Here is a 23,435-nt window from a genome sequence, read left to right as displayed (position 1 = left end):
TACCAAACGATAGAGGGGATCCCGTGGACATTACCCAGCTGCTGGCGTTCAGCGTCAAGAACAAGGCCTCCGACCTGCACCTTTCCGCAGGCCTGCCGCCCATGATCCGGGTCCACGGGGACGTTCGGCGCATCAACGTCGACGCGCTGGACCACAAGACGGTCCATGGCATGGTGTACGACATCATGAGCGACTCCCAGCGAAAAGCCTACGAGGAGTTCCTGGAAGTCGACTTCTCCTTCGAAATCGAGGGCCTGGCCCGTTTTCGCGTCAACGCCTTCAACCAGAACCGGGGCGCAGCCGCCGTGTTCCGGACGATTCCGAGCAAGATCCTGACGCTGGAGCAGCTCAACGCCCCCAAGATCTTCGGCGACCTGGCCCTGAAGCCGCGCGGCCTGGTGCTGGTGACCGGCCCCACGGGCTCGGGCAAGTCCACCACGCTGGCCGCCATGGTCAACTACCTCAACGAAACCGAGTACGGCCACATCCTCACGGTGGAAGACCCGATCGAGTTCGTGCACGAATCCAAGAAGTGCCTGATCAACCAGCGCGAAGTCGGCCCGATGACGCTGTCCTTCGCCGCCGCGCTGAAATCCGCGCTGCGCGAAGATCCGGACGCCATCCTGGTGGGTGAAATGCGCGACCTGGAAACCATCCGCCTGGCCATGACGGCCGCCGAAACGGGCCACCTGGTCTTCGGCACGCTGCACACCTCCAGCGCCGCCAAGACCATCGACCGGATCATCGACGTGTTCCCCGCCGAAGAAAAGGAAATGGTTCGCGCGATGCTCTCCGAATCGCTGCAGGCCGTGATCTCGCAGACGCTGTGCAAGACCAAGGACGGCTCGGGCCGCGTGGCCGCACACGAGATCATGCTGGGCACCAGCGCCATCCGCAACCTGATCCGCGAGGCCAAGGTGGCGCAGATGTACTCCACCATCCAGACCAGCAACAGCGTGGGCATGCAGACACTGGACCAGAACCTCACCGACATGGTGCGCCGCAACATCATCAGCCCCGCAGAAGCCCGCGGCAAGGCCAAGATTCCGGAAAACTTCCCCGGGTGACCATGAGCCCTCCCCTGAGTCGCTTCGCGCCTTCCCCTTCAAAGGGGACGCCGCCAGCGCGGCGGGGCGGCCCTTGCGCGGCGGCCGCTGGCCCGGGCCGCGCCGGTTTCATGCACGGCGGCAGAACCCGCAGCACAATGGGGCATTCGCAGGCCAGCAAAGGCCGCCATTTCCCCACATTGACAGACGACACGGCGGCGCAGTGCGCCGCACTACGGAGCACACTATGAAAGGCATTCTCGGCCTTCTGCGCATGAAGTCGATCGGCAACAAGCCGGCGGAGGACAACACCGATTCCGTGCTGTTCTCCACGGCCTTTGCCGGCCAGGGAGTGGACGACTCCATGCTGGTGCCCTGGGAGGCTCGCGCCGTGGAGGTGGGGGCCAAGCGCCTGCCCACGAGCCGTGGCGGCAAGCTGCTGCAAGGGCTGTGGGCCAAGGACAAGTACATGGCCCACCTGGACAAGGACGCCGTGGAGCGCATGGAGCGCTTTTTCGAGTTTGCCGCCATCCCCTCCAACCGCGACGTGATCCGCCAGGACGAGTACGGCAACTTCATGGTGGTGCTGCTCACCGGCACCATTGCCGTGGACCGCGTACAGCCCTGGGGCGAGCACCTGCGCCTGGCCGAGACCCGGCCCGGTGACATCCTGGGCGAAATGTCGCTGCTGGACAGCGGTATCCGCTTTTCGGCCTGCACCACGCTCACCGACTGCGAGATCGCCGTGCTGAGCGCCGAGGCCATGGACGACATGATGACCAAGGACCCCCAGCTCGCGGCCAGCCTGATTGCGCTGCTGGCCCGCAAGCTGTCGTTGCGCCTGCGCGTGGTGAGTGCCCGCCTGAGCGACAACAACCAGAAATGACAATGACCGTCCGGCAGACCAGGACCCCAAGGGAGAAACTCTGATGGAACGCGATCAGGCCAGTAAATTCATCAACGACCTGCTCAAGCTGATGGTCAGCCGCAACGGCAGCGACTTGTTCATCACGGCAGAGTTTCCACCGGCCATCAAGGTCGATGGCAAGGTGACCAAGGTGTCGCCGCAGCCGCTCACGCCCAACCACACGCTCACGCTGGCGCGTGCCGTCATGAGCGACAAGCAGGTGGCCGACTTCGAGCGCACCAAGGAATGCAATTTCGCGATCTCGCCCGCAGGCATCGGCCGCTTCCGGGTGAATGCCTTCATCCAGCAGGGCAAGGTCGGCATGGTGATGCGGACGATTCCGCTCACGCTGCCCACCATCGATGGCCTGGGCGTGCCCCAGGTGCTCAAGGAAGTGACCATGGCCAAGCGCGGCCTGTGCATCCTGGTGGGTGCCACGGGCTCGGGCAAGTCGACCACGCTGGCCGCCATGGTGGACTGGCGCAACGAGAACTCGTTCGGCCACATCATCACGGTGGAGGACCCGGTCGAGTTCGTGCATCCGCACAAGAACTGCGTGGTGACGCAGCGCGAGGTGGGCCTGGATACCGACAGCTGGGAAGCCGCACTCAAGAACACGCTGCGCCAGGCGCCCGACGTGATCCTGATGGGCGAAATCCGCGACCGCGAGACCATGGAGCATGCCGTGGCGTTTGCCGAGACCGGTCACCTGTGCCTGGCCACGCTGCACGCCAACAGTGCCAACCAGGCGCTGGACCGCATCATCAACTTCTTCCCCGAAGAACGCCGCGCTCAGCTGCTGATGGACCTGTCGCTGAACCTGCGCGCCATGGTCTCCCAGCGCCTGATTCCCAAGCAGGACGGCAAGGGCCGTGCTGCTGCCGTGGAGATCATGCTCAACACGCCGCTGATCTCGGACCTGATCTTCAAGGGCGATGTCTCCGAGATCAAGGAGATCATGAAGAAGAGCCGCAACCTGGGCATGCAGACCTTCGACCAGGCGCTCTTCGACGCCTATGAGGCCAACGTCATCAGCTACGAAGACGCGCTGCGCAACGCCGACTCGCTCAACGACCTGCGACTGCAGATCAAGCTCAACAGCCAGCGCGCCAAGTCGCCCGACCTGGCCCAGGGCACCGAGCATTTCGCGATCGTCTGAGTTTTCACCCTACAACAAGTACCGAGCAGAACCACACACACTCGCCCGCCCATGAGGGCGGGCTTTTTTTTGACCCCATCACGGACCGAATCCCATGCCAAGCACCAATCCCCGCAGCTACAACGCCACCCCTTCGCGCAAGGTCGCCTTCCTGGGCCTGGGCGTCATGGGCTACCCCATGGCCGGCCACCTGGCCATGGCGGGCCACGCAGTCACCGTGTACAACCGCACGGCCGCCAAGTCGGCCGCCTGGTGCGAGGAGTTCGCCGGCAGCCAGGCACCACGCCAGGCCGCCACGCCCCGCGAGGCGGCCGCAGGCGCCGACATTGTGTTCTGCTGCGTCGGCAATGACGACGACCTGCGCTCCGTCACCCTGGGTGCCGACGGTGCCTTCGCGGGCATGCAGGCCGGCGCCATCTTCGTGGACCACACCACGGCGTCGGCCGAGGTGGCGCGTGAGCTGTACGCCGCAGCGCAGGCTGCGGGCCTGCAGTTCGTCGATGCACCGGTATCCGGCGGCCAGGCGGGTGCGCAGAACGGTTTGCTCACCGTGATGTGCGGTGGCGACACTGCGGCCTTCGAGACCGCCCAGCCTGTGGCCATGGCCTTTGCGCGGGCTTTCACGCTGCTGGGCGCCAGCGGCTCGGGCCAACTGGCCAAGATGGTCAACCAGATCTGCATCGCCGGGCTGGTGCAAGGCCTGTCCGAGGCCGTGGCCTTTGGCCAGAACGCGGGCCTGGACATGAAGCAGGTGCTGGACGTGATCGGCAAGGGCGCAGCGCAGAGCTGGCAGATGGACAACCGCGGCAAGACCATGGTCGACGGCAAGTTCGACTTCGGCTTTGCCGTGGACTGGATGCGCAAGGATCTGGGCCTGGTGCTCGACGAGGCCCGGCGCAACGGCTCGCGCGTGCCCGTCACCGCGCTGGTGGACCAGTTCTATGCCGACGTGCAGGGCATGGGCGGCAACCGTTGGGATACATCCAGCCTGGTCAAACGCTTGAAATAAGCTCCCCCTGAGGCGCTGCGCGCCTTCCCCCTGAGGGGGACGCCCCCGGTGCGGCGGGGCGGCCCTTGCACGGGGGCACTGGCTTGGGCAGTGCCAGTTTCAAATGCCATGCCCCAAACAGAGGTCAGAGCGAACGAGCGGGCGCGGTGTCGGTGGTGACCGGCGCGGGTGTCGGCGCGTTGCGGCGCAGTTCTTCTTCGGTGACGATTTCGAACACGCGCACGACCTTGCTCACGCCGCTCACGCCACGGGAGATCTCGGTGGCGCGGCCGGCTTCGCGCTGGGTGACGCGGCCCATCAGGTAGACGATGTTGCGCTCGGTCACCACCTTGAAGGCGTTGGCCGAGATGTCGGCCGCATCCACGAAGCTGGCGCGCACCTTGCCGGTGATCACGGTGTCGTTGGAGCGCTGGCCCAGCGAGGTATTGGGCAGCACGCCCAGGTCATTGACCACCGAGCGCACGTTCTCCACACCGGTCACGATGCGCTCGACGGTCTCGCGGTCCTGGGCACTGGCCACTTCACCGGTCAGCAGGGCCTGGCGGTTGTAGCTGGTCACGTTCACATGGGCACGGTCGCCCAGTGCCTCGCGGATGCGGTTGGCGGCGCGCAGCTCGATGCCTTCATCCTCGACCTGGGTGCCCGTCGTGCGGCGGTCCACGGCCATCATGCTGCCCACCACGGCGCCCCCCACAATCAGCGGGGCGCAGGCCGACAGGCTGGCTGCCAGGGCGGCAGCGGCCAGGGCCGTGCAGAGGGTACGGGTCACGGTTTGCTTCATAGCGGTATCTCCTGTTCACCAAGTAACTGGGCGTCCACGCCGTCGCACAGGCAGTGCAGCACCAGGGCGTGGACTTCGCGCACGCGGGCGGCGCGGTCATGCGGCACGCAGACCAGCACATCGGTCTCGCGCAGCACGGCCGCCAGTTGCCCGCCGGTGCGGCCGGTGAGCACCACCACCGTCATGTCGCGCTCGTGCGCCGCTTCGGTCGCTGCAAGCAGGTTGGCGTCGTTGCCGCTGACCGACAGGACCAGCAGCAGGTCACCCGCCTGGCCCAATGCCCGCACCTGGCGGGCAAACTGCTGGGCCCCCACGTCCTGGGCGCCGGGCAGCCCGGCCGTCAGCAGGGTGCTGTCGGCCGTGAGGGCCAGGGCGGCCAGCTCGGGGCGCTCGCGCTCGAAGCCCGCGACGCAGAAGGCGGCGAACTGCTGCGCCTCGGCCGCCGAGGGGCCATTGCCGCAGGCCAGCACCTTGCCGCCGCTGGTCACGCAGGCCAGGATGGCCTGCACTGCCGCCGCGATGGGGGTGCTCAGGGTCTGGGCCGACTGGTATTTCAGATCGGCACTGTCGATGAAGTGCTGTTGGATGCGTTGCTCAAGCATGGAGGCCCGATGATACCCGCCGCGTGTTACAGCTTTTGCCGCAAATTTTGTAGCAAAGGGTTTAGGCTGCACAGGGCATTGCCCCTGGTCACGAACCCGATGCTCATTGGGAATCGAAAGCCGCCTTGAGCCATTGCACCTTCAGCTCCTCCACCAGCACCACATCGAAGCGGCAGGGCGGCGGAGAAGCCAGGCGCATCAGGTAAAACCGCGCCGCGAGCACGATGCGCTGCTGCTTGACGGCGCCGATGCTCGCCCCGGCCCCACCAAAGGCCTGGCTGGCACGGCTGCGCACCTCCACAAACACGGTCGTGCCATCGCGCTCGCGCATCACCAGGTCGATCTCGCCCCCGCCGCGCCCAGGCGTCCGATAATTGCGCTCAAGCAGTTGCAGGCCGGCAGACTGCAGATGCGCCAGGGCGCGGTCCTCCGCCGCGTTGCCTTGCGCCCGCGTGGTTCCCCCGCCGGTGGCGGGCGCCGGCTCTGCAACGGCCTGCTTTCGTCCCAATCCAAGGAATTTCATTGAGCGCCTCTTTCGCTTCCGCCCTCGATGCCGCACGCGATGCGGCGGCTGCGCAGCATTATCCGCAGGGGGCCCTGTACGTGGTGGCCACACCCATCGGCAACCTGGCCGACATCACGCTGCGTGCCCTGCACGTGCTGCAGATGGCCGACACCGTGGCCTGCGAGGATACGCGCCACACCCAGTCGCTGCTGCGCGCCTACGGCATCGACAAGAACACCTCGCAGCTGCTGGCGGTGCACCAGCACAACGAGGCCGAGGCCGCGCAGAACGTGGTGCAGCGCCTGCAGCAGGGCCAGCGTGTGGCCTATGTGAGCGACGCCGGCACCCCGGGCGTGAGCGACCCGGGCGCCCGCCTGGTGGCTGCCGTGCAGGCGGCGGGCCTGCGCGCCCTGCCCCTGCCCGGGGCCAGCAGCATCACCACGGCGCTGAGCGTGGCGGGCGCCGTGGCACACAGCGCCGAGCATGGCGGTTTCGTGTTTGTGGGCTTTTTGCCGGTGAAGAACGCCGAGCGCGCCAGCACCATCGCCCAACTGGCCGGCGAGCCGCGCTGCGTGGTGCTGCTGGAAGCCCCCCACCGCATCGGTGAACTCGCGCAGGCCCTGGCGGTGCTGGGCGAGCGCCAGGTGACCCTGGCGCGCGAGCTGACCAAGCAGTTCGAAGAGGTGGTGACCCAGCCTGCGCAGGCGCTCAGCGCCTGGCTGGAAGGGGCGCCCCAGCGCTCGCGTGGCGAGTTCGTGGTGCTGCTGCACCCGGTGCCGGTGGCCGCCGATGACGGCGAGAGCCTGCGCGTGCTGCGCCTGCTGCTGGCCGAGCTGCCCCTCAAGACCGCCGTGCGCCTGGCGGCCGAGATCACCGGCGCATCGCGCAACGTGCTCTACAACACGGCGCTCACCTGGAAAAAGGGCGAGGAAGGCTGAACCGAAGCTTCAGCGGCCCGACACCGCCAGGCCGGCGGCCACGCCACCGAACAGGTCGCCTTCGACCTGCGGCGTTGCAGGAAACGCCTGGCGCAACGCCTCGCGCAGCGGCCGCAATGCCGATGAGCCCCCGGTGAGGTAGATCGCATCGGGCCCGCGCGGTGCCAGGCCCGCGAGCTGCACGCACTCCTGCGCGCAGGCCACCACCTGCTCCAGGGGCGAGGCCAGGTGCTGCGACAGCCCTTCGGGCGTGATGGCCGAAGCCAGCGCGGGCTCGATCCAGTCCAGCGCCATGGGTGCCGCTGCATCCGACAGCGAGGCGGCGATCTTGGCCTGTTCCACCGTGTTCGCCATGCGGTGACCCAGGCGTTCGTTGAGCACCGTCATCAGCCGCGCATGCAGGACCTGGTCGGCATAGTCGGTGCGCAGGTTCTGGGCATCGCGCAGCGCGCGCGGCGCGTACAGCCACTGAATCAGGTGCCAGGTCGACAGGTCGAAGAACACGCGGTTGGGCACTTCGCGCCCGGTCGGCCCGAGGTGGCGAAAACCCAGCATGGGCATCAGCAGCTCCAGGCTCAGGCGCCGGTCGAAGTCGGTGCCGCCCACGTGCACGCCGGTCGTGGCCAGCACGTCGGCAGCGCGGTCGGTGCCCAGCGCCAGGCGCTCGGGCCCCAGGCGCACCACGGTGAAATCGGAAGTACCGCCGCCGATGTCCACCACCAGCACCAGCGATTCGTGGCTGATGCGCTGCTCGTAGTCGAGCGCGGCGGCAATCGGCTCGAACTGGAAGGACACGTTCTCGAAGCCGGCATCGAGCGCCGCCTTGCGCAGCGAATCCTCGGCCTGCTGGTCGCGCGCCGGGTCGTCATCCACGAAGTGAACGGGCCGCCCCATCATCACCTGGCCGGGCATGGCGCCCAGCGCCTCGGTCGCCTTTTTGGCCAGCATGCGCAGGAACAGGCCGATGATGTCCTGGTAGCTCATGAGCTGGTTGTGCACGGCCGTCTTGTCCTGCAGCAGCGCACTGCCCAGCAGGCTCTTGAGCGAGCGCATGAGCCGCCCCTCGGTGCCTGCAAGGTACTGGCCCACGGCGTCGCGGCCAAAGTGCGTGCGGTGGTCCTCGGCGTTGAAGAACAGCGCCGTGGGCAAGGTGACGCCCTCCCCTTCCAGCGCGATCATGCGCGCGGGCGAGCGCCCCTGGCGCACCGCCATGGCCGAGTTCGAGGTGCCAAAGTCAATGCCGAGCGTGGTGTCCTTCAGGAGGGGCATGGGAGAGTCTGCAAAAGAGAAGGGGAAGCAAGGCGCAAGCCAGGGCTGGACCCCCGGGAATGCACGGGGTGGAAATGCGGGAGCACAAGGCTCCTTCGGCCCACCACGGGAGAGGGAAGGGCCCCTTGAACGCCCAGGAGGCTGCGCCAGCGCAAGGGGAGCGGGATTGTGCCACGGCCTAGACGGCCCCAAGGGCACGGAGTGCATTCGACCCTGCCAGGCCCGATGATCACGCCTGAGGCGGCGAGGTGATCATGGCCGGCACAGCCTCCCGCATGGTCGAAACGAAACGCAGCAGCCGCGATGGGTAGAAGCTGGCGTACGGATAGGTCAGGTACACCGGTAGCGGTGCCGGTTGCCACGGGGGCGCAAGGTGAACCAGCCGCCCTTCGGCCACATCCTGCGCCATCAGCCAGGCCGACCCCGCGCAGGCGCCAAGCCCCAGCTTGGCCGCGCTGCGCAGGGCATACAGGCTGTCGGTGCTCATGCGCGGGCGCAGGGCGATGCGGCGCGTTTCCCCAGTAGCGGCGTGGGTCAGCGCCAGCTCATTGCGGTAGTAGGTATGCAGCGCCAGCCAGGGCAATGCCGCCAGGCCTTCGGGATCCGTGGGCACGCCCGCGCCCAGCAGCGCCGGGGTGCCGACCACGATGCGCGGCACCTCGGCCAGGCGGATGGCCACCACCGCCGGGTCGGCCGGCTCGCCAACCTGGATGGCGCAGTCGATGCCGGCACCGATAAAGTCGCGCACATCGTCCTGCAGCAGCCATTCCACCGACACGCGCGGGTGCGCCCGCAGAAACTGCGCCAGTGGCCCGACGAACATTTCCTGCCCGAAGGCATGCGGCATGGCCACGCGCAGCGTTCCCTCGGGCTCCTCCTGCGCGCCGCGCAGATCGGCCTCGAAGGAAGCCCAGCTCGCCAGCAACTCCTTGGCCCGTTGGTAACAGCGCTCCCCGTCCACCGTGAGGCGCATGGTGTGCGTGGAACGCTGCAGCAGGCGCACCCCCAGCGACTGTTCCAGCGCCTGCAGGCGGCGACTCACCGTGGGCTGGGTGGCATGCATCTGCGCTGCCGCAGCCGAGAGGCTGCCGGCCTCGACGATGCGCACGAAGGTCTCCATCAACTGCAGGCGGTTGCCCAGCGCACCGGCGCTGCCCGCCTGGGGCAGCGGTGCTGCGGACCGTGGGCCCGGGGGTGTGAACGCAGCGTCTTTGGTCATGCAATCAGCGTATATCCAATGTGCACCACATCCTACTACCAAGAGTACCGCCAGGCGATCACACTTGGGCTCAAGGTCCTCACCAAGGGTTAACACCATGTCTCTCATACACAAAACGGATGCCATTGGCGGCATCACCCCCGGCCCCCACAGCCCGATGGCCGACACGCCCACAATTGCGGCCCCCCTGGTGCTGCTGCTCGCGGCCGGTGCCGGCCTGGGGGTGGCCTCGCTCTACTACAGCCAGCCCATGCTGGGTGTGTTGGGGGCAGATATCGGGGCATCCGACCAGGCCGTGGGCTGGGTGCCTACGCTCACGCAGCTCGGCTACGCGCTGGGCATCCTGCTGCTGGCGCCGCTGGGGGACCGGTTCGACCGGCGCAGCATCATCCTGGCCAAGGCCGCCGCGCTGGTGGCGGCCTTGCTGCTGGCCGCCCTGGCGCCGACCATCGGCGTGCTGCTGGCCGCCAGCCTGGCGATCGGCATCACCGCCACCCTGGCACAGGACATCGTGCCCGCGGCCGCTGCGCTGGCGCCTGCCGCACATCGGGGCAAGGTGGTGGGCACGGTGATGACCGGGCTGCTGCTGGGCATTTTGCTGTCCCGCGTGGTCAGCGGCTTCGTGGCCGAGCATTTCAGCTGGCGCAGCATGTTCGTGGCAGCGGCCGCCAGCATGGCTGCCATCGGCATCGCCGCCTGGCGCGGCCTGCCGCGCTTCAGCCCGACCACCCAGTTGCCCTACGGCCAACTGCTGGCATCGCTGGCCACGCTGTGGCAGCGCCATGGCGGCCTGCGGCGCGCGGCACTGGCGCAAGGCCTGCTCTCGGTGGGGTTCAGCGCGTTCTGGTCCACGCTGGCGGTGATGCTGCATGGCGCGCCCTTCCACCTGGGCAGCACTGCGGCTGGCGCCTTCGGCCTGGCCGGGGCGGCCGGCGCGCTGGCGGCGCCGCTGGCAGGCCGCCTGGCCGACCGCCGGGGGCCCGGGCTCGTCACCCGCCTGGGGGCGGGCCTGGCCGCCCTGTCCTTTGCGGCGATGGCGCTGGCGCCTTGGCTGTCCCCCACCGCCCAGCTGTGCCTGCTGGTGGCCGCTGCCATCGGTTTCGACCTGGGTGTGCAGGCCGCGCTGATCGCGCACCAGACCCTGGTCTACAGCATCGACCCAGGTGCCCGCAGCCGGCTCAATGCCGTCCTGATGACCGGCATGTTCATCGGCATGGCCGCCGGCGCCGCCCTGGGCAGCCTGCTGCTGGTGCAGTGGGGCTGGATGGGCGTGACGCTGCTGGCCGTGTCGGCCAGCCTGGCGGCCCTGGCCGTGCGCATGGGAGGTTCGGCCCAACGGGCGGGCAGCACCGCCTGAGGCACGCAGGTTCCGGCTTATTCCACGGATCCCGTGGCCCAGAAGCCCCCAAAACCCAGGATGTGCAGCGCGTTGAGCATGTTCATCACCGCAGCACCGGTGGCCAGCACCTGCTCACTCTCTGGCACCTTGTGCGGCACCTTCACATGGGCGACCAGGGCCACGAGCATCGGCGCCGCCATGGCCTTGCCGCGAAAACGCTCGCCATCGTCATAGGGGTCGCGCGCCCGGGCCGCCCGCGCGAATACCTGGCCCAGCGCAGCCCGCGCGTCGCCGCGCACGACGACGAAACGCCAGGGCCGCAGCTGCCCCTGGTCAGACGCGCGCATGGCGGCGGCGAACACCAGGTCCAGCGCGGCAGCATCGGGCGCCGGCTCGACCAGCGGCCACGGCGAATGCCGGCTGAGCAGCAGGTCCATGGCATGGCGCTGCGCCGGCGACAACAGCGGTTGGGACAAGGCCAGGGTGGAGGGGTCGGAGACAGACATGGTGTCCTTTGCGATAGGGCGAAAAGAGCACCCCGATGCCGGTCGGCATCGCGACTGATGGCAAGGGACATGGTGGCGGGCGGCCGGGCGGCGACGGCCTTGCGCGCAACGGGCGTCGTGCGCGGGCGGTGCCCAGGGGCTGGCTGGCGCAGGGGTGGAAAGCCCACCCCATTGCGCGGCATGGAAGCCATCGTTCACCGGGGAGCTGGCGAACGGAACCATGTTAGACCAGGGTCGAGGGACACTGCCCGGGCGCGCGGCTTTCACCGGACTTGCGACAGGGTGTCTCGCCGGTGCATGCTGGCGCTGGTCTCTCCCGTCCGATTCGAACGGACATGCCCGAAGGCGCCAGGGTTTGAGGCTGGTGCGTCTGCCAGTTGCGCCATGAAGAAAGGCAAGGGGAATGAATGGGGTGCACGAACGGAATCGAACCGTCGTGGTCGGGATCACAACCCGCAGCTCTGCCATTGAGCTACGCGCACCACGAAAGAAAAGGGACACAAAAAATGATGGAGGCGCGGGCCGGATTCAAACCGGTGTCTGCGGATTTGCAATCCGCTGCATGGTCGCTTTGCTACCGCACCCTTGGGTGCCTGCGAAACAGGCACTGGAAACTGGCCCCACGTGCACGACTCGAACGTGCAGCCCCTTGCTTCGTAGACAAGTGCTCTGATCCATTGAGCTAACGCGGGAAAAAATGGGTGCCCCAGGGGAGAGTCGAACTCCCAGAATCTTGCTTCTAAGGCAAGCACGTATGCCGGTTCCGTCACCGGGGCTTGATAAAAAGGGAAATCCTCCATTTCGGTTGTGCCCTCACGCGATGGGCAACGCACGGCCGGCGCGCGCCCCGTCGACATCGCTGCACAGGGGTCCCCGGCACATCCCGCCAGGCCGTCCAAGCGGCTGCTTGCTGGCGGTGTGGTGAAGACACACCCGAAATGGAGCGGACCGTCGGGCCAGATCCCGGGGTCCACACAATGGGGTCGCAGTGCCGATTCCAGTGTTCAGCAGGGCCCCACGGCAAATTTTCAATGAACAGTACGCAGCAGCGCGGTCACTGCAGAGTGGATGGGGCGGCTTGCCGCCCGGTTGAAAAACAAAGAGGCCCGGAACCTTGCGGTGTCCGGGCCTCTGCGAAGAGAGCTTGGGAGGTGCGCGCCTATGCGCCCCCTCCACCCGGTAGCCACGGATCCCGATGGTCATGCGCACACCAATGCGCAGCCAGGCACGGCAGCTTGCGCAGGGCAGAACACAAGGCGACGCGCACGAGCGCCCGGCCCGGTGCGGGTCGGTTGCTGATGGGGGTGGCTGCTGCGTTCACGTTCAATCCTGGTGAATAGGTCAATCGGCGGAAATCGGGGGCGGTCGAAACCGCGATGAATCAGACTGTAAATAGTCTTTACTTTGCAGTCAACCACTTCATGGGAAAATTTTTTGTGCCCGGTTCGATGCGGCTCCCCCGCCCTGCCCAACGGCGGCCCACCGCGCACTCTGGGCAACGGCAGTCCTTGGGGTCGCGATGCAGATGCCATCGGCCCATGGCAACCTTAGGGTGCCGGCGCAGGCACAAGAGAAGTGGCTCAGGGATTGCGCAGTGGTGGCAATGGAGGCAACGGCGGCGGGGGACGCGGTTGACGAGATCAACGGCCACTGAAGGGGCCGGCGTCGCCGTCAAGGTGGCGTGACTGGCCGCTGACCCCATGCCGCCATGACAGGCGCTATCAATTTGCATCACGCCGGACCCTGAGGGCCCAGATGATGGCGCTGCCCCAACCCGCTCTGCAAAGAGGACCGGCGCGTCAAAGCAAAACGCCCCAGAACCCGTTAGGGCGCTGGGGCGCATGCATATTTGGTGGCCTGGGGCGGAATCGAACCACCGACACAAGGATTTTCAATCCTCTGCTCTACCGACTGAGCTACCGGGCCTGAGCCTCAAATTATAGCCAGAAAATTGGCCCTGAAAAAATTGGAGGCAAATTTTTTTCAAGCACGCTTGCCGCGGCCCAGGTCCACACCCAATTGGCGCAGCTTGCGGTACAGGTGGGTGCGCTCCAGGCCGGTCTTTTCGGCCACGCGGGTCATCGAGCCGCCTTCGCGGGCGAGGTGGAACTCGAAGTAGGCTTTTTCGAAACCGTCGCGCGCTTCGCGCAGCGGGCGGTCCAGATCGAAGCCCTGGTGCGAATGCGGGCCGGTCTCCACGCCGGACAGGGCCGTGATCACGGGCACCTGGGTGAAGGTCGCATCGGCCGGTGCCGCCGCCGGGGCCTGCACGGCCGCCACGGGGGCCGCATGGTGGGCTGCGTTGCGCGCCAGGCCCTGCTCCACCGCCTTGAGCAGCTTTTGCAGGGTGATGGGCTTTTCAAGGAACGAGAAGGCGCCGATGCGGGTGGCCTCGACCGCCGTGTCGATGGTGGCGTGGCCGCTCATCATGATGACGGGCATGGTCAGCACGCCGCCGGTGGCCCATTCCTTGAGCAACGATACGCCGTCGGTATCGGGCATCCAGATGTCGAGCAGCACCAGGTCGTAGTTGCTGCCGGCACGGGCCGCACGGGCCTGGGTCGCGTTTTCCGCGAGATCCACGCTGTGGCCTTCGTCGTTCAGGATTTCCGACAGCAGGTCGCGAATGCCGAGCTCATCGTCGACCACCAGAATGTTTGCCATGTGTGTTGAAGCGCCTTGGGAGGTACTGCGGGGGGCGTTGTTATGCCGCCACCGCTGGTTCAGTGGCGAATGATAACGACACTTGGGCGCCCCGCACCACGCCATCTTCCATCCGGTTGGACAGGTCGATGCGTGCGCCGTGCTCATCGGCGATCTTTTTGACCACGGCAAGACCGAGCCCCGTGCCCCGCGGTTTGGTGGTGACATAGGGCTCGAAAGCGCGCTGCAGGATGTGTGCGGGAAAGCCGCTGCCGCTGTCCGAAACCGTCAGCCGCACGCGCCGGGAGGACTCGCTCCAGCGCGTGGCGATGCGCACGGCGGGCAGGTTTTCGGCCCCGGCGGCACGTGCCTGCTCCGTCGCATCCTGCGCGTTCTGCAGCAGGTTGTGCACCACCTGGCGCAGTTGCTGGGCGTCTCCGGCGATGCTCGGACAGGACGGATCGAGCTCGGCTTTCACAGGGACGGTGGCGTTTTCCTCCCCATAGAGGTGCAGCACATCGGTCACCAGTGCATTGATGTCCAGGGCATGCAACTCGGCCGCCGGCAGGCGCGCGTAGTCGCGGAATTCGTTGACCAGGCGCTTCATCGCATCGACCTGTTCGACGATGGTCTTGACCGACTTGGCGAGCACGGCCTGCTCGCTCGCAGCCACCTTGCCGGTGAGCTTCATCTCCAGCCGTTCGGCCGACAGCTGGATGGGCGTCAGGGGGTTCTTGATCTCGTGCGCAAGGCGCCGCGCAACCTCTCCCCAGGCCTGCGCGCGCTGTGCAGAAACGATTTCAGAAATGTCGTCAAAAACCAACAGTCGGGTCGAATCGGGCAGTTCTGCCCCCCGCGCGATGATGCTCGTCGCATGCTGGCCGACCCCCGCGAGCGAGGCGTGCAGCTCGAACGGGTGCTGCCAGTGGTCCAGGCCGTGGTGGTCGCGCTCGCCCAGAAAGGCGGCGAACTGCTTCTGCACGGCGGCGGCAAAGTCGGCCAGGCCAGGCACCTCGGCCAGCGCCCGCCCTTCGAAGGCGGCCATGGGCGCGCGCAGGATGCGTGTGGCGCCGGGGTTGGACGAGCGGATGGCGCCCGCGCCATCGAGCACCATCACCCCGGCGGTCAGGTTGTCCAGGATGGTCTGCAGGTTGGCGCGCGCAGCATCCACCTCGCTCATGCTCTGCTCCACCGCGCCCCGGGCGTCGGCCAGTTGCTGGGTCATGAGCGCGAACGAGCGGGTCAGCCCGCCCAGCTCGTCCCTGCCTTGCAGGGCGGCCTTGGGGCTCAGGTTGCCGGCGGCCACCTCGCGCACCCCTTCGGCCAGCACCAGCAACGGCCGCACCAGTTGGTTGCCAAGGAGCACAGCCAGCAGCACGGCACCGAAGACGGCCAGGAACAGGCTCAGCGTGAGCGTGCCCACGTACATGCGCCGCAGGCCGCCGCGCGCCAGGGCCCGCTCCTGGTACTCGCGGTTGGCCTCCTGCACGGCGATGGCGTTCTCCACCAGGGCCGGCGGCAGCATCAGCGTGGCCTGCAGGTAGCGCGGCTCGGCCAGCAGGCCCACCGTGGGGCTGCTGACCAGGGCGATGATCTTCACACGCGCGTTCTGCACGGCGGCCGGGTCGGCGATGTCGTCCAGCCCCTCGATCTGCGTGAGGGCACGCTGCTGACGCACCGTGCGCAGCAGCGGCACACCGGGGCGCTCGGGGTTCAGGCTGAAGCGGGACTGGCCGGCGCTGGCCACGGCCTGGCCGGCGCTGTTCCAGAGGATGACGTCGGTGGCGCCCAATTGGTCGCGGATGCGCTCCAGTACCACGCCGGCCGAGGCGTCGGGGACCTGCGCCACCTGGGCACTGGCCGTGCGCGTCTTGGAGGCCATGTCGGTGGCCAGGGCATCGAGCGAGACACGCGCCAGGTTCACCCCGGCGGACAGCGCCCCCTCCACCTTCACGTCGAACCAGCTTTCAATGGAGCGGGTGACGAACTGGTAGGACACCACATAGATCAGCAAGCCAGGCACCAGGCCGACCAGCGCAAAGATGGCCGCCAGCTTCACCAGCAGGCGGCTGCCGAAGCGACCCCGGCGCAGCCGCAGCCACAGGCGCACGGCCACCCAGCCCAGCACCGCGAGCAGCAACAAGGCCACCAGCACGTTCACGCCGAAGAGCCAGGCGTAGTTGCGTTCGTACAGGGCGCGGTTGTTGGTGGCCAGGGTCAGCAAAAAGAGCAGCACCAGCCCGATAGCGGACATGATGGCCGCCCCCACCCCTACGGCCCAGCGCACGGCGCGGGACTGGCGCGCCGCCAGATGCGCCGAGGCCGACGCAGGCGGCCTGGGGTCCGGTGTCACTTGGCGCCCTCCTGCAGCGCGAGGCGGCCGGAGCGCGAGACAAGCAGGTTCCAGCCGGTCCGGCCCACGGCGCCGATCTGGAACGGCCGGGGCAGCTGTGACATATCAAGCCTGAACCTGAACTGTATCGTATGGCCGGCATCTGCATCGATTGCAGCACTTTCTGCAATCTTCCAGCGCGAAACCCGCTGCATGGCAGACAGGGCATCGTCCAAGTCATCGAAATTCTGGCCCAGCGCCACCCCCAGGCCGGTGTTGGTGAAGGGGGCGGTCGAGGTGCTCAGGCGCCAGCGCCGGGTCAGGGGCTGGTAGCTCAGCCGCAGGTAGCGCGTGGCCTCGGCCACCTGGCGGTCGGACCAGTACCAGCGGTCGCGCATGACCTGCGCCTCCATCACGAAGAACATCGGGATGCCCTTGCGCAAGGCCTCCTCGGCCAGTTCCGGCAGGTCGAACTCCAGGCTGGTGCTCAGGTAGACGCCATCGTCCAGGCGCTGCAGGCGCAGTTCGGCCACCTCGCCGCGGTTGGCTTCTGCCCGGGCCGTCGGCACCCAAGCCAGCAGGGTGATCAGCATCAAAAGCGCGCCAATCCAGAGCCAACGAGCCGCAAAGCGCTCAGTCGGTCGATTTTTGCAACAGTGCGTAAAAAAATCCGTCGTGGTCACCGAATCGATTGTCCGGGACAGCCCCCTGCTTGTCCGCTGCGCGAGGGATTAAATGCCCGGGCGAGGGGAGCAATTGTGCATCGGTGTTGTGTGCAAGAAACGTTTGTACCTGCGCATCACCTTCGGCACGGAAGACGGAGCAGGTGCAGTACAGCAGCCGCCCACCGGGGGCGACCAGGGGCCACAGGGTGGCCAGCAAGCGCTTTTGCAGGGCCGCGAGCTGGGCAATGTCCGTCTCGCGGCGCAGCCAGCGCACGTCCGGGTGGCGGCGCACGATGCCCGAGGCGGTGCATGGCGCATCGAGCAGGATGGCCTCGAACAGCGCCCCGCCATTGGCCGCCGGCCACCAGGCCTCGGGCTGGGCGGCGTCGGCCACCAGCACCTGTGCCGCCAGGCCCAGGCGGGCGAGGGTCTGGTGGATGCGTTCGGCGCGCGTGGCGTCGATCTCCAGCGCCGTCACCTGCAAGGGCTCGCCCTCGCCGGCCATCTCCAGCAGGTGGGCGGTCTTGCCACCGGGGGCGGCGCAGGCGTCCAGCACACGCAGGCTGCGCGTGCGGTCCATGCCCTGCAGCAGCAGCGGGGCGGCTTGCTGGGCGGCGGTGTCCTGTACCGACACCCGGCCAGCCGCAAAACCGGGCAGCGCCTGTACCGGCAGCGGCCGGTGCAGCACCAGGCCCTCGGTGCCAATCGGGTCGGCATCGGCGCCCATGGCGGCCAACTCGTGCTGGTACTGCGCCTGGCTGCCCTGCAGGCGGTTCACGCGCAGCGCCATCGGGGCGTGGGTGTTGTTGGCGTGCAGGATCTGCTCCCACTGCTGGGGGTGGTCCTTCTGCAGGCGCTTGATCCACCACAGCGGGTGGTTCCAGCGGGCCACGGGATCGGCATCGGTAGCCCCTACCAGCGCATCGCTTTCGCGCAGAAAGCGCCGCAGGCAGGCGTTGATGAAGGATGCCTGCGCATGCGTGGCCGGGTGCCGCTTGGCCGCTTCCACCGCCTGGTTGACCAGGGTGAAGGGTTCATAAGGCGCCTCGTCGGCGCGCCAGCACAGTGCCAGCGCGCTGCACAGCAGCGCGTCCGCATCGGGCGGCGGCGGCCGCTTGGCCAGTTGGCGCCGCAGCGCCTCGGCACGCCCCAGGTTGCGCAGCACCTGGAACAGCAGGGCTTGCACGCCGGGGCGCAGCGTGGTGCTGACCGCGTCCAGCGCGGCCGTGCCCGAGACACCCTCGCGGATGGCCTGTAGCACACCGGCCACGGCGCTGAGCTGCTGCCACAGTGCCACCTGCTGCGCATCGCCTCCACGGCCGGCACCGGCTTGCGCGGGGTTGCGATCAGGGCGCCGCCCTTCGGGCGCGGCAGGGTGGGAGGGGGCTGGATGCATGGTGGGTGCCTCGTGGTGCCGGCGCACAGGTGCGCTGGCGGTCAAAAGAAAGGGGGCCGGGGCGCGTTCATCACAGCCCCTTGGTGGCCTTGAAGCCGAAAATCCAGGCCAGCACACGGGCGGGAAACTGGTGGATGGCGGCGTCGTGCTGCCCGGCGGCATGGTTGATCACCTGCACGGCCAGATCGATCTGCGCGTGGTGCTCTTCCCAGCGGATGGACCAGGGCGCCAGCACCTCACTGGCTCCCGGGCCATCGGCCTCGGTGACCACGGTGCGCCAGGTGGCATCGAGCACGCTGCGCGCTGCGGTGAGCGCGGCCAGCGCATCGCGCTGCAGGGGCTGCGAGCGTGCCACGGCCAGCGACGCCCCCATCTGCGTGGTGGCGCCGCGCAGGGCCGCGATCTTGGCCGGGTCGAACACCGGGCGCTGAACCGGCGGCGCGGTGTCCGTGCAGCCGCTGGGCATGCCGGGGCCCGCGCTGTGGCCCTGGACCGCGTCGAACTCGCCCAGCAGCGCAATCAGTCGCACCAGGTGGGCGTCCACCGCGCCAAAGGCCTGGACCACGGAGGAGCGCAACCGCGTCAGCCGGTTGTAGGCCCCCAGGGCCCAGAACAGCATGATGGCGACAAGAATCCAGAAAAGAGGCGATGACCACATACGCATGGCCTGGGGCGTGCGCTGCAAACGCAGCCCGCGGCCGAGAAAGAGGGAACAGGGAAAAATCGGAGCGCTTGATCGCTCCAGTAAAAACGCTCCCGACCTGTCCAGAGACAGGGCGGGAGCGCATCAAGGCCCGGGGTTGCGCCGAACCAGAACCCCGTGCGCCGCGCATTGCATCGCTGGGTCCTTGTCCGGTGCCGCCTGGCTTTTAGTCTGCGGAAGCGTCCGTGGCAGTGGTGGTGCTGCTGCCTTCGACTTCCGTGGCATCGTCCGACGACGAGGACGCAGCCATTTCAGCGGCTTCGGCTTCGGCGATGGCGCGGCGCTCGGCGTCGTCCATGGCGTCCTTGGCCTTGCGTGCCTGGTGGTAGGCCATGCCGGTGCCGGCAGGGATCAGGCGACCCACGATCACGTTTTCCTTCAGGCCACGCAGCTCGTCGCGCTTGCCCATGATGGCAGCCTCGGTGAGCACGCGGGTGGTTTCCTGGAAGGAAGCCGCCGAGATGAACGAGTCGGTGGACAGCGATGCCTTGGTGATACCCAGCAGCAGGTTGCTGTAGGTCGCAGGGATCTTGCCTTCGGACTGCAGTGCATCGTTGGTGTTCAGGATCTCGGAACGCTCGACCTGTTCGCCACCGATGTAGTTCGACTCGCCAGTGTTCTCGACCACGACGCGGCGCAGCATCTGGCGAACGATCACCTCGATGTGCTTGTCGTTGATCTTCACACCCTGCAAGCGGTACACGTCCTGCACTTCATCGACGATGTAGCGCGACAGCTCTTCGATGCCCAGCAGGCGCAGGATGTCCTGCGGGTCGGCCGGGCCGTCGACGATGGACTCGCCCTTGTTCACCACCTGGCCTTCGTGCACCAGGATGTTCTTTTCCTTGGGCACGAGCTCTTCGAACACGTGGCCTTCGGGATCGGTGATCTGCAGGCGGACCTTGCCCTTGGTTTCCTTGCCGAACGACACGGTGCCGGTCATCTCGGCCAGCGTGCCCTTGTCCTTCGGGGTACGGGCTTCGAACAGCTCGGCCACACGGGGCAGACCGCCGGTGATGTCGCGGGTCTTCTGGCCTTCGACCGGAATACGCGCCAGCACTTCGCCGGGGCCCACGTCCTGGCCGTCACGCACCTGGATGAGCGAACCGATCTGGAAGCCGATGGTCACCGAGTGGTCGGTGCCAGGGATCTTCACTTCGTTGTTCTGCGCATCGATCAGCTTGACCTGCGGACGCACGACCTTGGCGGCGCCACGGCGCTTGGGATCGATCACCACCAGGGTGGACAGACCGGTCACTTCGTCGAGCTGCTTGGCAACCGTCAGGCCTTCTTCGACGTTCTCGAACTTCACCTGGCCGGCGAACTCGGTAATGATCGGGCGGGTCAGCGGGTCCCAGTTGGCCAGGATGGTGCCGGCCTTGATGGTCTGGTCGGCCTTCACCGTCAGCAGGGCGCCGTACGGCACCTTGTGGCGCTCGCGCTCGCGGCCATGCTCGTCATGGATGATGATCTCACCCGAACGTGCAATCACCACCAGCTCGCCCTTGGTGTTGCTCACGTAGCGCATCGTGGCGTTGAAGCCGATCACGCCGTTGGACTTGGCTTCCACGCTCGAAGCGATGGCAGCGCGCGATGCGGCACCACCGATGTGGAACGTGCGCATGGTCAGCTGCGTGCCGGGTTCACCGATAGACTGGGCAGCGATCACACCCACGGCTTCGCCGAGGTTGATCAGGCCGCCGCGGCCCAGATCTCGGCCGTAGCATCGGGCGCACAGGCCGTAGCGGGTTTCGCAGGTCAGTGCCGTGCGCACCTTCACCTCGTCCACGCCAGCAGCTTCCATTTCCTCGATGAGGTCTTCTTCCAGCATCACGCCGGCGGGCACCAGCACCGAACGGTTCTCGGGGTGCAGCACGTCTTCGGCAGCGGTACGGCCCAGGATACGGTCGCGCAGCGATTCGATCACTTCACCGCCTTCAACGATGGCGCGCATCAGCGAACCATTGGAAGTGCCGCAATCCTCTTCGGTCACGACCAGATCCTGCGTCACGTCCACCAGGCGGCGCGTCAGGTAGCCGGAGTTGGCCGTCTTCAGCGCCGTGTCGGCCAGACCCTTACGGGCACCGTGGGTGGAGATGAAGTACTCCAGCACGTTCAGGCCTTCGCGGAAGTTCGCGGTGATGGGCGTCTCGATGATCGAGCCGTCAGGCTTGGCCATCAGGCCCCGCATGCCGGCCACCTGGCGGATCTGGGCGGCAGAGCCGCGGGCGCCGGAGTCGGCCATCATGTAGATGGAGTTGAAGGACTCCTGGTCCACTTCCTTGCCGTGGCGGTCGATGACCTTCTGCTTGGACAGCTGGGCCATCATCACCTTGGACACTTCGTCGCCAGCCTTGCCCCAGATGTCCACCACCTTGTTGTAGCGCTCGCCAGAGGTCACCAGACCCGAGACGTACTGCTGTTCGATCTCTTTGACTTCCTTCTCCGAGCGCTCGATGATGCCGGCCTTCTGGGGCGGCACCAGCATGTCGTCGATGCAGATGGAAATGCCGGCGCGCGTGGCCAGGCGGAAACCGTTTTGCAGCAGCTTGTCGGCAAACACCACCGTTTCCTTGAGACCGCACTTGCGGAAGGAGACGTTGATGAGCTTGGAGATTTCCTTCTTCTTCAGGGCCTTGTTGATGTTCGAGAACGGCAGGCCCTTGGGCAGGATCTCGGACAGCAGGGCACGGCCGGTGGTGGTTTCCACCATCTTGACCTCGGGCACGAACTCGCCGGTGTCCTTGTTCTTGGTCCACTCGGTCAGGCGCACGTTGATGCGCGTGGCCAGCTCGACCTCGCCCGCGTCGAACGCGCGCTGCACTTCACCGGTGTCGGCGAAGATCAGGCCTTCGCCCTTGGCGTTGATGCGGTCACGGGTGGCGTAGTACAGGCCCAGCACCACGTCCTGCGAAGGAACGATGGAAGGCTCGCCCGAAGCGGGGAACAGCACGTTGTTGGAGGCCAGCATCAGCGTGCGGGCTTCCATCTGCGCTTCCACCGACAGCGGGACGTGGACGGCCATCTGGTCACCGTCGAAGTCGGCGTTGAAGGCCGCGCAGACGAGGGGGTGCAGCTGGATGGCCTTGCCTTCGATCAGGATGGGCTCGAACGCCTGGATGCCCAGGCGGTGCAGCGTAGGCGCACGGTTGAGCATCACCGGATGTTCCTTGATGACCTCTTCCAGGATGTCCCACACCACCGGCGTGCCGGATTCGACTTCCTTCTTGGCGGCTTTGATCGTCGTCGCGATGCCCATGGCTTCCAGGCGCGAGAAGATAAAAGGCTTGAACAGCTCCAGGGCCATCAGCTTGGGCAGGCCGCACTGGTGCAGCTTGAGCGTTGGGCCCACGGTGATCACGGAACGACCGGAGTAGTCCACGCGCTTGCCCAGCAAGTTCTGGCGGAAACGGCCGGACTTGCCCTTGATCATGTCGGCCAGCGACTTCAGGGCACGCTTGTTGGCGCCTGTCATGGCCTTGCCACGGCGGCCGTTGTCCAGCAGCGAGTCCACGGCTTCCTGCAGCATCCGCTTTTCGTTGCGGGCGATGATTTCAGGGGCCTTCAGCTCCAGCAGGCGGCGCAAGCGGCTGTTGCGGTTGATGACGCGGCGGTACAGGTCGTTCAGGTCGGACGTGGCGAAGCGGCCGCCGTCCAGCGGCACCAGCGGACGCAGGTCCGGTGGCAGCACGGGCAGCACTTCAAGCACCATCCACTCGGGCTTGATGCCCGACTTCTTGAACGCTTCGAGCACCTTCAGGCGCTTGGCGTTCTTCTTGACCTTGACTTCCGAGCCGGTCAGGTCGCCGCGCAGGCGTTCGATCGACAGGTCGATGTCGATGGATTCCAGCAGGTCCTTGATGCCTTCGGCGCCCATCTTGGCGATGAATTCGTCGCCGTATTCCTTGCGCTTGGCATCGTAGTCGTCCTCGGACATGATGCTGAACTTCTTCAGCGGGGTCATGCCGGGGTCGGTCACCACGTAGGCTTCGAAGTACAGCACGCGTTCGATGTCGCGCAGCGTCATGTCGAGCACCAGGCCCAGGCGCGATGGCAGCGACTTCAGGAACCAGATGTGCGCGCAGGGCGCGGCCAGGTCGATGTGGCCCATGCGCTCGCGGCGCACCTTGGTCTGCGTGACTTCAACGCCGCACTTCTCGCAGATCACGCCACGGTGCTTGAGGCGCTTGTACTTGCCGCACAGGCATTCGTAGTCCTTGATGGGACCGAAGATCTTGGCGCAGAACAGGCCGTCGCGCTCGGGCTTGAACGTGCGGTAGTTGATGGTCTCGGGCTTCTTCACCTCACCGAAAGACCACGAACGGATCTTCTCGGGCGAAGCCATGCCGATGCGGATGGCATCGAAGTGCTCATCCGGCGTGAATTGCTTGAACAGGTCGAGTAGCGATTTCATAG

The 23,435-nt window shown here is 66.9% G+C and carries 18 protein-coding genes and 6 tRNA genes; 6 read left to right on the top strand and 18 right to left on the bottom strand.

Going from position 1 to position 23,435, the window contains the following annotated elements; translation table 11 throughout:
- The first annotated feature begins 23 nt into the window (after positions 1–23).
- The 4 genes from ACSQ3Y_RS04300 to ACSQ3Y_RS04285 all read left to right on the top strand — a co-directional run bounded on the left by ACSQ3Y_RS04300 (position 24) and on the right by ACSQ3Y_RS04285 (position 4,121).
- Positions 24–1,067 (top strand): type IV pilus twitching motility protein PilT, encoded by a 1,044-nt coding sequence (locus ACSQ3Y_RS04300; RefSeq protein ID WP_436176527.1) that lies wholly within the window; start codon positions 24–26, stop codon positions 1,065–1,067.
- 226 nt (positions 1,068–1,293) lie between these two features.
- The gene (locus ACSQ3Y_RS04295) at positions 1,294–1,932 is read left to right on the top strand and encodes a cyclic nucleotide-binding domain-containing protein (protein ID WP_057199809.1); all 639 of its coding nucleotides are present in this window, start codon (positions 1,294–1,296) and stop codon (positions 1,930–1,932) included.
- Positions 1,933–1,975: 43 nt separating this feature from the next.
- Positions 1,976–3,112 (top strand): PilT/PilU family type 4a pilus ATPase, encoded by a 1,137-nt coding sequence (locus ACSQ3Y_RS04290; RefSeq protein WP_057199808.1) that lies wholly within the window; start codon positions 1,976–1,978, stop codon positions 3,110–3,112.
- A gap of 94 nt (positions 3,113–3,206) precedes the next feature.
- A complete protein-coding gene (locus tag ACSQ3Y_RS04285) occupies positions 3,207–4,121 on the top strand; it encodes an NAD(P)-dependent oxidoreductase (RefSeq protein WP_436176526.1) in 915 nt (304 codons plus the stop codon).
- A gap of 124 nt (positions 4,122–4,245) precedes the next feature.
- Here the strand turns inward: ACSQ3Y_RS04285 and ACSQ3Y_RS04280 are convergent, their stop codons facing one another.
- The 3 genes from ACSQ3Y_RS04280 to ACSQ3Y_RS04270 all read right to left on the bottom strand — a co-directional run bounded on the left by ACSQ3Y_RS04280 (position 4,246) and on the right by ACSQ3Y_RS04270 (position 6,027).
- On the bottom strand, positions 4,246–4,902 hold the full coding sequence (locus ACSQ3Y_RS04280; protein WP_057266551.1) for a BON domain-containing protein: 657 nt from the start codon (positions 4,900–4,902) through the stop codon (positions 4,246–4,248).
- Positions 4,899–5,504 carry an SIS domain-containing protein gene (locus ACSQ3Y_RS04275; RefSeq protein WP_057199805.1) on the bottom strand — a complete coding sequence of 202 codons (606 nt, stop codon included), beginning with the start codon at positions 5,502–5,504 and terminating at the stop codon, positions 4,899–4,901. Before ACSQ3Y_RS04275 ends, ACSQ3Y_RS04280 begins: the two co-directional genes overlap by 4 nt.
- A 103-nt stretch (positions 5,505–5,607) precedes the next feature.
- Entirely contained in the window at positions 5,608–6,027 is a 420-nt protein-coding gene (locus ACSQ3Y_RS04270) for a YraN family protein (protein ID WP_436176525.1), read from the bottom strand.
- On the opposite strand from ACSQ3Y_RS04270, the gene rsmI reads away from it, so the two are divergent.
- Positions 6,027–6,947: a 16S rRNA (cytidine(1402)-2'-O)-methyltransferase gene (gene rsmI / locus ACSQ3Y_RS04265; protein ID WP_436176524.1), complete on the top strand. Its 921-nt coding sequence runs from the start codon at positions 6,027–6,029 to the stop codon at positions 6,945–6,947. The genes ACSQ3Y_RS04270 and rsmI overlap by 1 nt on opposite strands.
- A gap of 9 nt (positions 6,948–6,956) precedes the next feature.
- On the opposite strand, the gene ACSQ3Y_RS04260 is transcribed toward rsmI, so the two are convergent.
- Together ACSQ3Y_RS04260 and ACSQ3Y_RS04255 are read right to left on the bottom strand one after the other, a co-directional pair.
- Positions 6,957–8,216: an Hsp70 family protein gene (locus ACSQ3Y_RS04260; protein ID WP_436176523.1), complete on the bottom strand. Its 1,260-nt coding sequence runs from the start codon at positions 8,214–8,216 to the stop codon at positions 6,957–6,959.
- A 229-nt stretch (positions 8,217–8,445) separates the two neighbouring features.
- Positions 8,446–9,435, bottom strand: a complete 990-nt coding sequence (locus tag ACSQ3Y_RS04255) for a LysR family transcriptional regulator (RefSeq protein WP_436176522.1) — start codon at positions 9,433–9,435, stop codon at positions 8,446–8,448.
- A gap of 97 nt (positions 9,436–9,532) precedes the next feature.
- Between ACSQ3Y_RS04255 and ACSQ3Y_RS04250 the strand changes: the two genes are divergently transcribed.
- Positions 9,533–10,792, top strand: a complete 1,260-nt coding sequence (locus ACSQ3Y_RS04250) for an MFS transporter (RefSeq protein ID WP_436176521.1) — start codon at positions 9,533–9,535, stop codon at positions 10,790–10,792.
- A gap of 17 nt (positions 10,793–10,809) precedes the next feature.
- Here ACSQ3Y_RS04250 and ACSQ3Y_RS04245 read toward each other — a convergent pair whose 3' ends face one another.
- The 13 genes from ACSQ3Y_RS04245 to rpoC form a co-directional block, all read right to left on the bottom strand.
- Complete coding sequence (locus ACSQ3Y_RS04245) at positions 10,810–11,280, bottom strand: nitroreductase family protein (RefSeq protein ID WP_436176520.1); 471 nt, start codon at positions 11,278–11,280, stop codon at positions 10,810–10,812.
- 307 nt (positions 11,281–11,587) lie between these two features.
- Positions 11,588–11,672: transfer RNA gene (locus ACSQ3Y_RS04240), tRNA-Leu, on the bottom strand.
- A gap of 16 nt (positions 11,673–11,688) precedes the next feature.
- Positions 11,689–11,762, bottom strand: a tRNA-His gene (locus ACSQ3Y_RS04235).
- A 28-nt stretch (positions 11,763–11,790) separates the two neighbouring features.
- Positions 11,791–11,864 (bottom strand) — tRNA-Cys (locus ACSQ3Y_RS04230).
- Positions 11,865–11,895: 31 nt separating this feature from the next.
- Positions 11,896–11,972, bottom strand: a tRNA-Arg gene (locus ACSQ3Y_RS04225).
- Between the two features lie 10 nt (positions 11,973–11,982).
- A tRNA-Leu gene (locus ACSQ3Y_RS04220) sits at positions 11,983–12,056 on the bottom strand.
- Between the two features lie 1,074 nt (positions 12,057–13,130).
- Positions 13,131–13,206: transfer RNA gene (locus ACSQ3Y_RS04215), tRNA-Phe, on the bottom strand.
- Positions 13,207–13,263: 57 nt separating this feature from the next.
- On the bottom strand, positions 13,264–13,944 hold the full coding sequence (locus ACSQ3Y_RS04210; RefSeq protein WP_057199800.1) for a response regulator: 681 nt from the start codon (positions 13,942–13,944) through the stop codon (positions 13,264–13,266).
- A 40-nt stretch (positions 13,945–13,984) separates the two neighbouring features.
- Positions 13,985–16,276: a sensor histidine kinase gene (locus ACSQ3Y_RS04205; protein WP_057199799.1), complete on the bottom strand. Its 2,292-nt coding sequence runs from the start codon at positions 16,274–16,276 to the stop codon at positions 13,985–13,987.
- Positions 16,273–16,848 carry a DUF4390 domain-containing protein gene (locus ACSQ3Y_RS04200; protein ID WP_436176519.1) on the bottom strand — a complete coding sequence of 192 codons (576 nt, stop codon included), beginning with the start codon at positions 16,846–16,848 and terminating at the stop codon, positions 16,273–16,275. The genes ACSQ3Y_RS04205 and ACSQ3Y_RS04200 overlap by 4 nt, the downstream gene beginning before the upstream one ends.
- A 40-nt stretch (positions 16,849–16,888) precedes the next feature.
- Entirely contained in the window at positions 16,889–18,316 is a 1,428-nt protein-coding gene (rsmB, locus tag ACSQ3Y_RS04195) for a 16S rRNA (cytosine(967)-C(5))-methyltransferase RsmB (RefSeq protein WP_436176518.1), read from the bottom strand.
- Between the two features lie 70 nt (positions 18,317–18,386).
- Positions 18,387–18,974: a LemA family protein gene (locus ACSQ3Y_RS04190; protein WP_436176517.1), complete on the bottom strand. Its 588-nt coding sequence runs from the start codon at positions 18,972–18,974 to the stop codon at positions 18,387–18,389.
- Positions 18,975–19,185: 211 nt separating this feature from the next.
- Positions 19,186–23,433, bottom strand: a complete 4,248-nt coding sequence (gene rpoC, locus ACSQ3Y_RS04185) for a DNA-directed RNA polymerase subunit beta' (RefSeq protein WP_057199796.1) — start codon at positions 23,431–23,433, stop codon at positions 19,186–19,188.
- Between the last annotated feature and the right edge of the window lie 2 nt (positions 23,434–23,435).

Source organism: Acidovorax sp. LjRoot66 (assembly GCF_964253305.1).
Taxonomy (GTDB): Bacteria; Pseudomonadota; Gammaproteobacteria; order Burkholderiales; family Burkholderiaceae_C; genus Acidovorax.
The sequence above is the reverse complement of the archived record's forward strand: the minus strand, read 5'-3'. Positions and strand labels throughout refer to the sequence as shown.

Coding starts and splice junctions, on each gene's coding strand:
- ACSQ3Y_RS04295 (WP_057199809.1), top strand. CDS start 1,294: ATGAAAGGCATTCTCGGCCTTCTGCGCATGAAGTCGATCGGCAACAAG.
- ACSQ3Y_RS04290 (WP_057199808.1), top strand. CDS start 1,976: ATGGAACGCGATCAGGCCAGTAAATTCATCAACGACCTGCTCAAGCTG.
- ACSQ3Y_RS04285 (WP_436176526.1), top strand. CDS start 3,207: ATGCCAAGCACCAATCCCCGCAGCTACAACGCCACCCCTTCGCGCAAG.
- ACSQ3Y_RS04280 (WP_057266551.1), bottom strand. CDS start 4,902: ATGAAGCAAACCGTGACCCGTACCCTCTGCACGGCCCTGGCCGCTGCC.
- ACSQ3Y_RS04275 (WP_057199805.1), bottom strand. CDS start 5,504: ATGCTTGAGCAACGCATCCAACAGCACTTCATCGACAGTGCCGATCTG.
- ACSQ3Y_RS04270 (WP_436176525.1), bottom strand. CDS start 6,027: ATGAAATTCCTTGGATTGGGACGAAAGCAGGCCGTTGCAGAGCCGGCG.
- ACSQ3Y_RS04260 (WP_436176523.1), bottom strand. CDS start 8,216: ATGCCCCTCCTGAAGGACACCACGCTCGGCATTGACTTTGGCACCTCG.
- ACSQ3Y_RS04255 (WP_436176522.1), bottom strand. CDS start 9,435: ATGACCAAAGACGCTGCGTTCACACCCCCGGGCCCACGGTCCGCAGCA.
- ACSQ3Y_RS04250 (WP_436176521.1), top strand. CDS start 9,533: ATGTCTCTCATACACAAAACGGATGCCATTGGCGGCATCACCCCCGGC.
- ACSQ3Y_RS04245 (WP_436176520.1), bottom strand. CDS start 11,280: ATGTCTGTCTCCGACCCCTCCACCCTGGCCTTGTCCCAACCGCTGTTG.
- ACSQ3Y_RS04210 (WP_057199800.1), bottom strand. CDS start 13,944: ATGGCAAACATTCTGGTGGTCGACGATGAGCTCGGCATTCGCGACCTG.
- ACSQ3Y_RS04200 (WP_436176519.1), bottom strand. CDS start 16,848: ATGCTGATCACCCTGCTGGCTTGGGTGCCGACGGCCCGGGCAGAAGCC.
- rsmB (WP_436176518.1), bottom strand. CDS start 18,316: ATGCATCCAGCCCCCTCCCACCCTGCCGCGCCCGAAGGGCGGCGCCCT.
- ACSQ3Y_RS04190 (WP_436176517.1), bottom strand. CDS start 18,974: ATGTGGTCATCGCCTCTTTTCTGGATTCTTGTCGCCATCATGCTGTTC.
- rpoC (WP_057199796.1), bottom strand. CDS start 23,433: ATGAAATCGCTACTCGACCTGTTCAAGCAATTCACGCCGGATGAGCAC.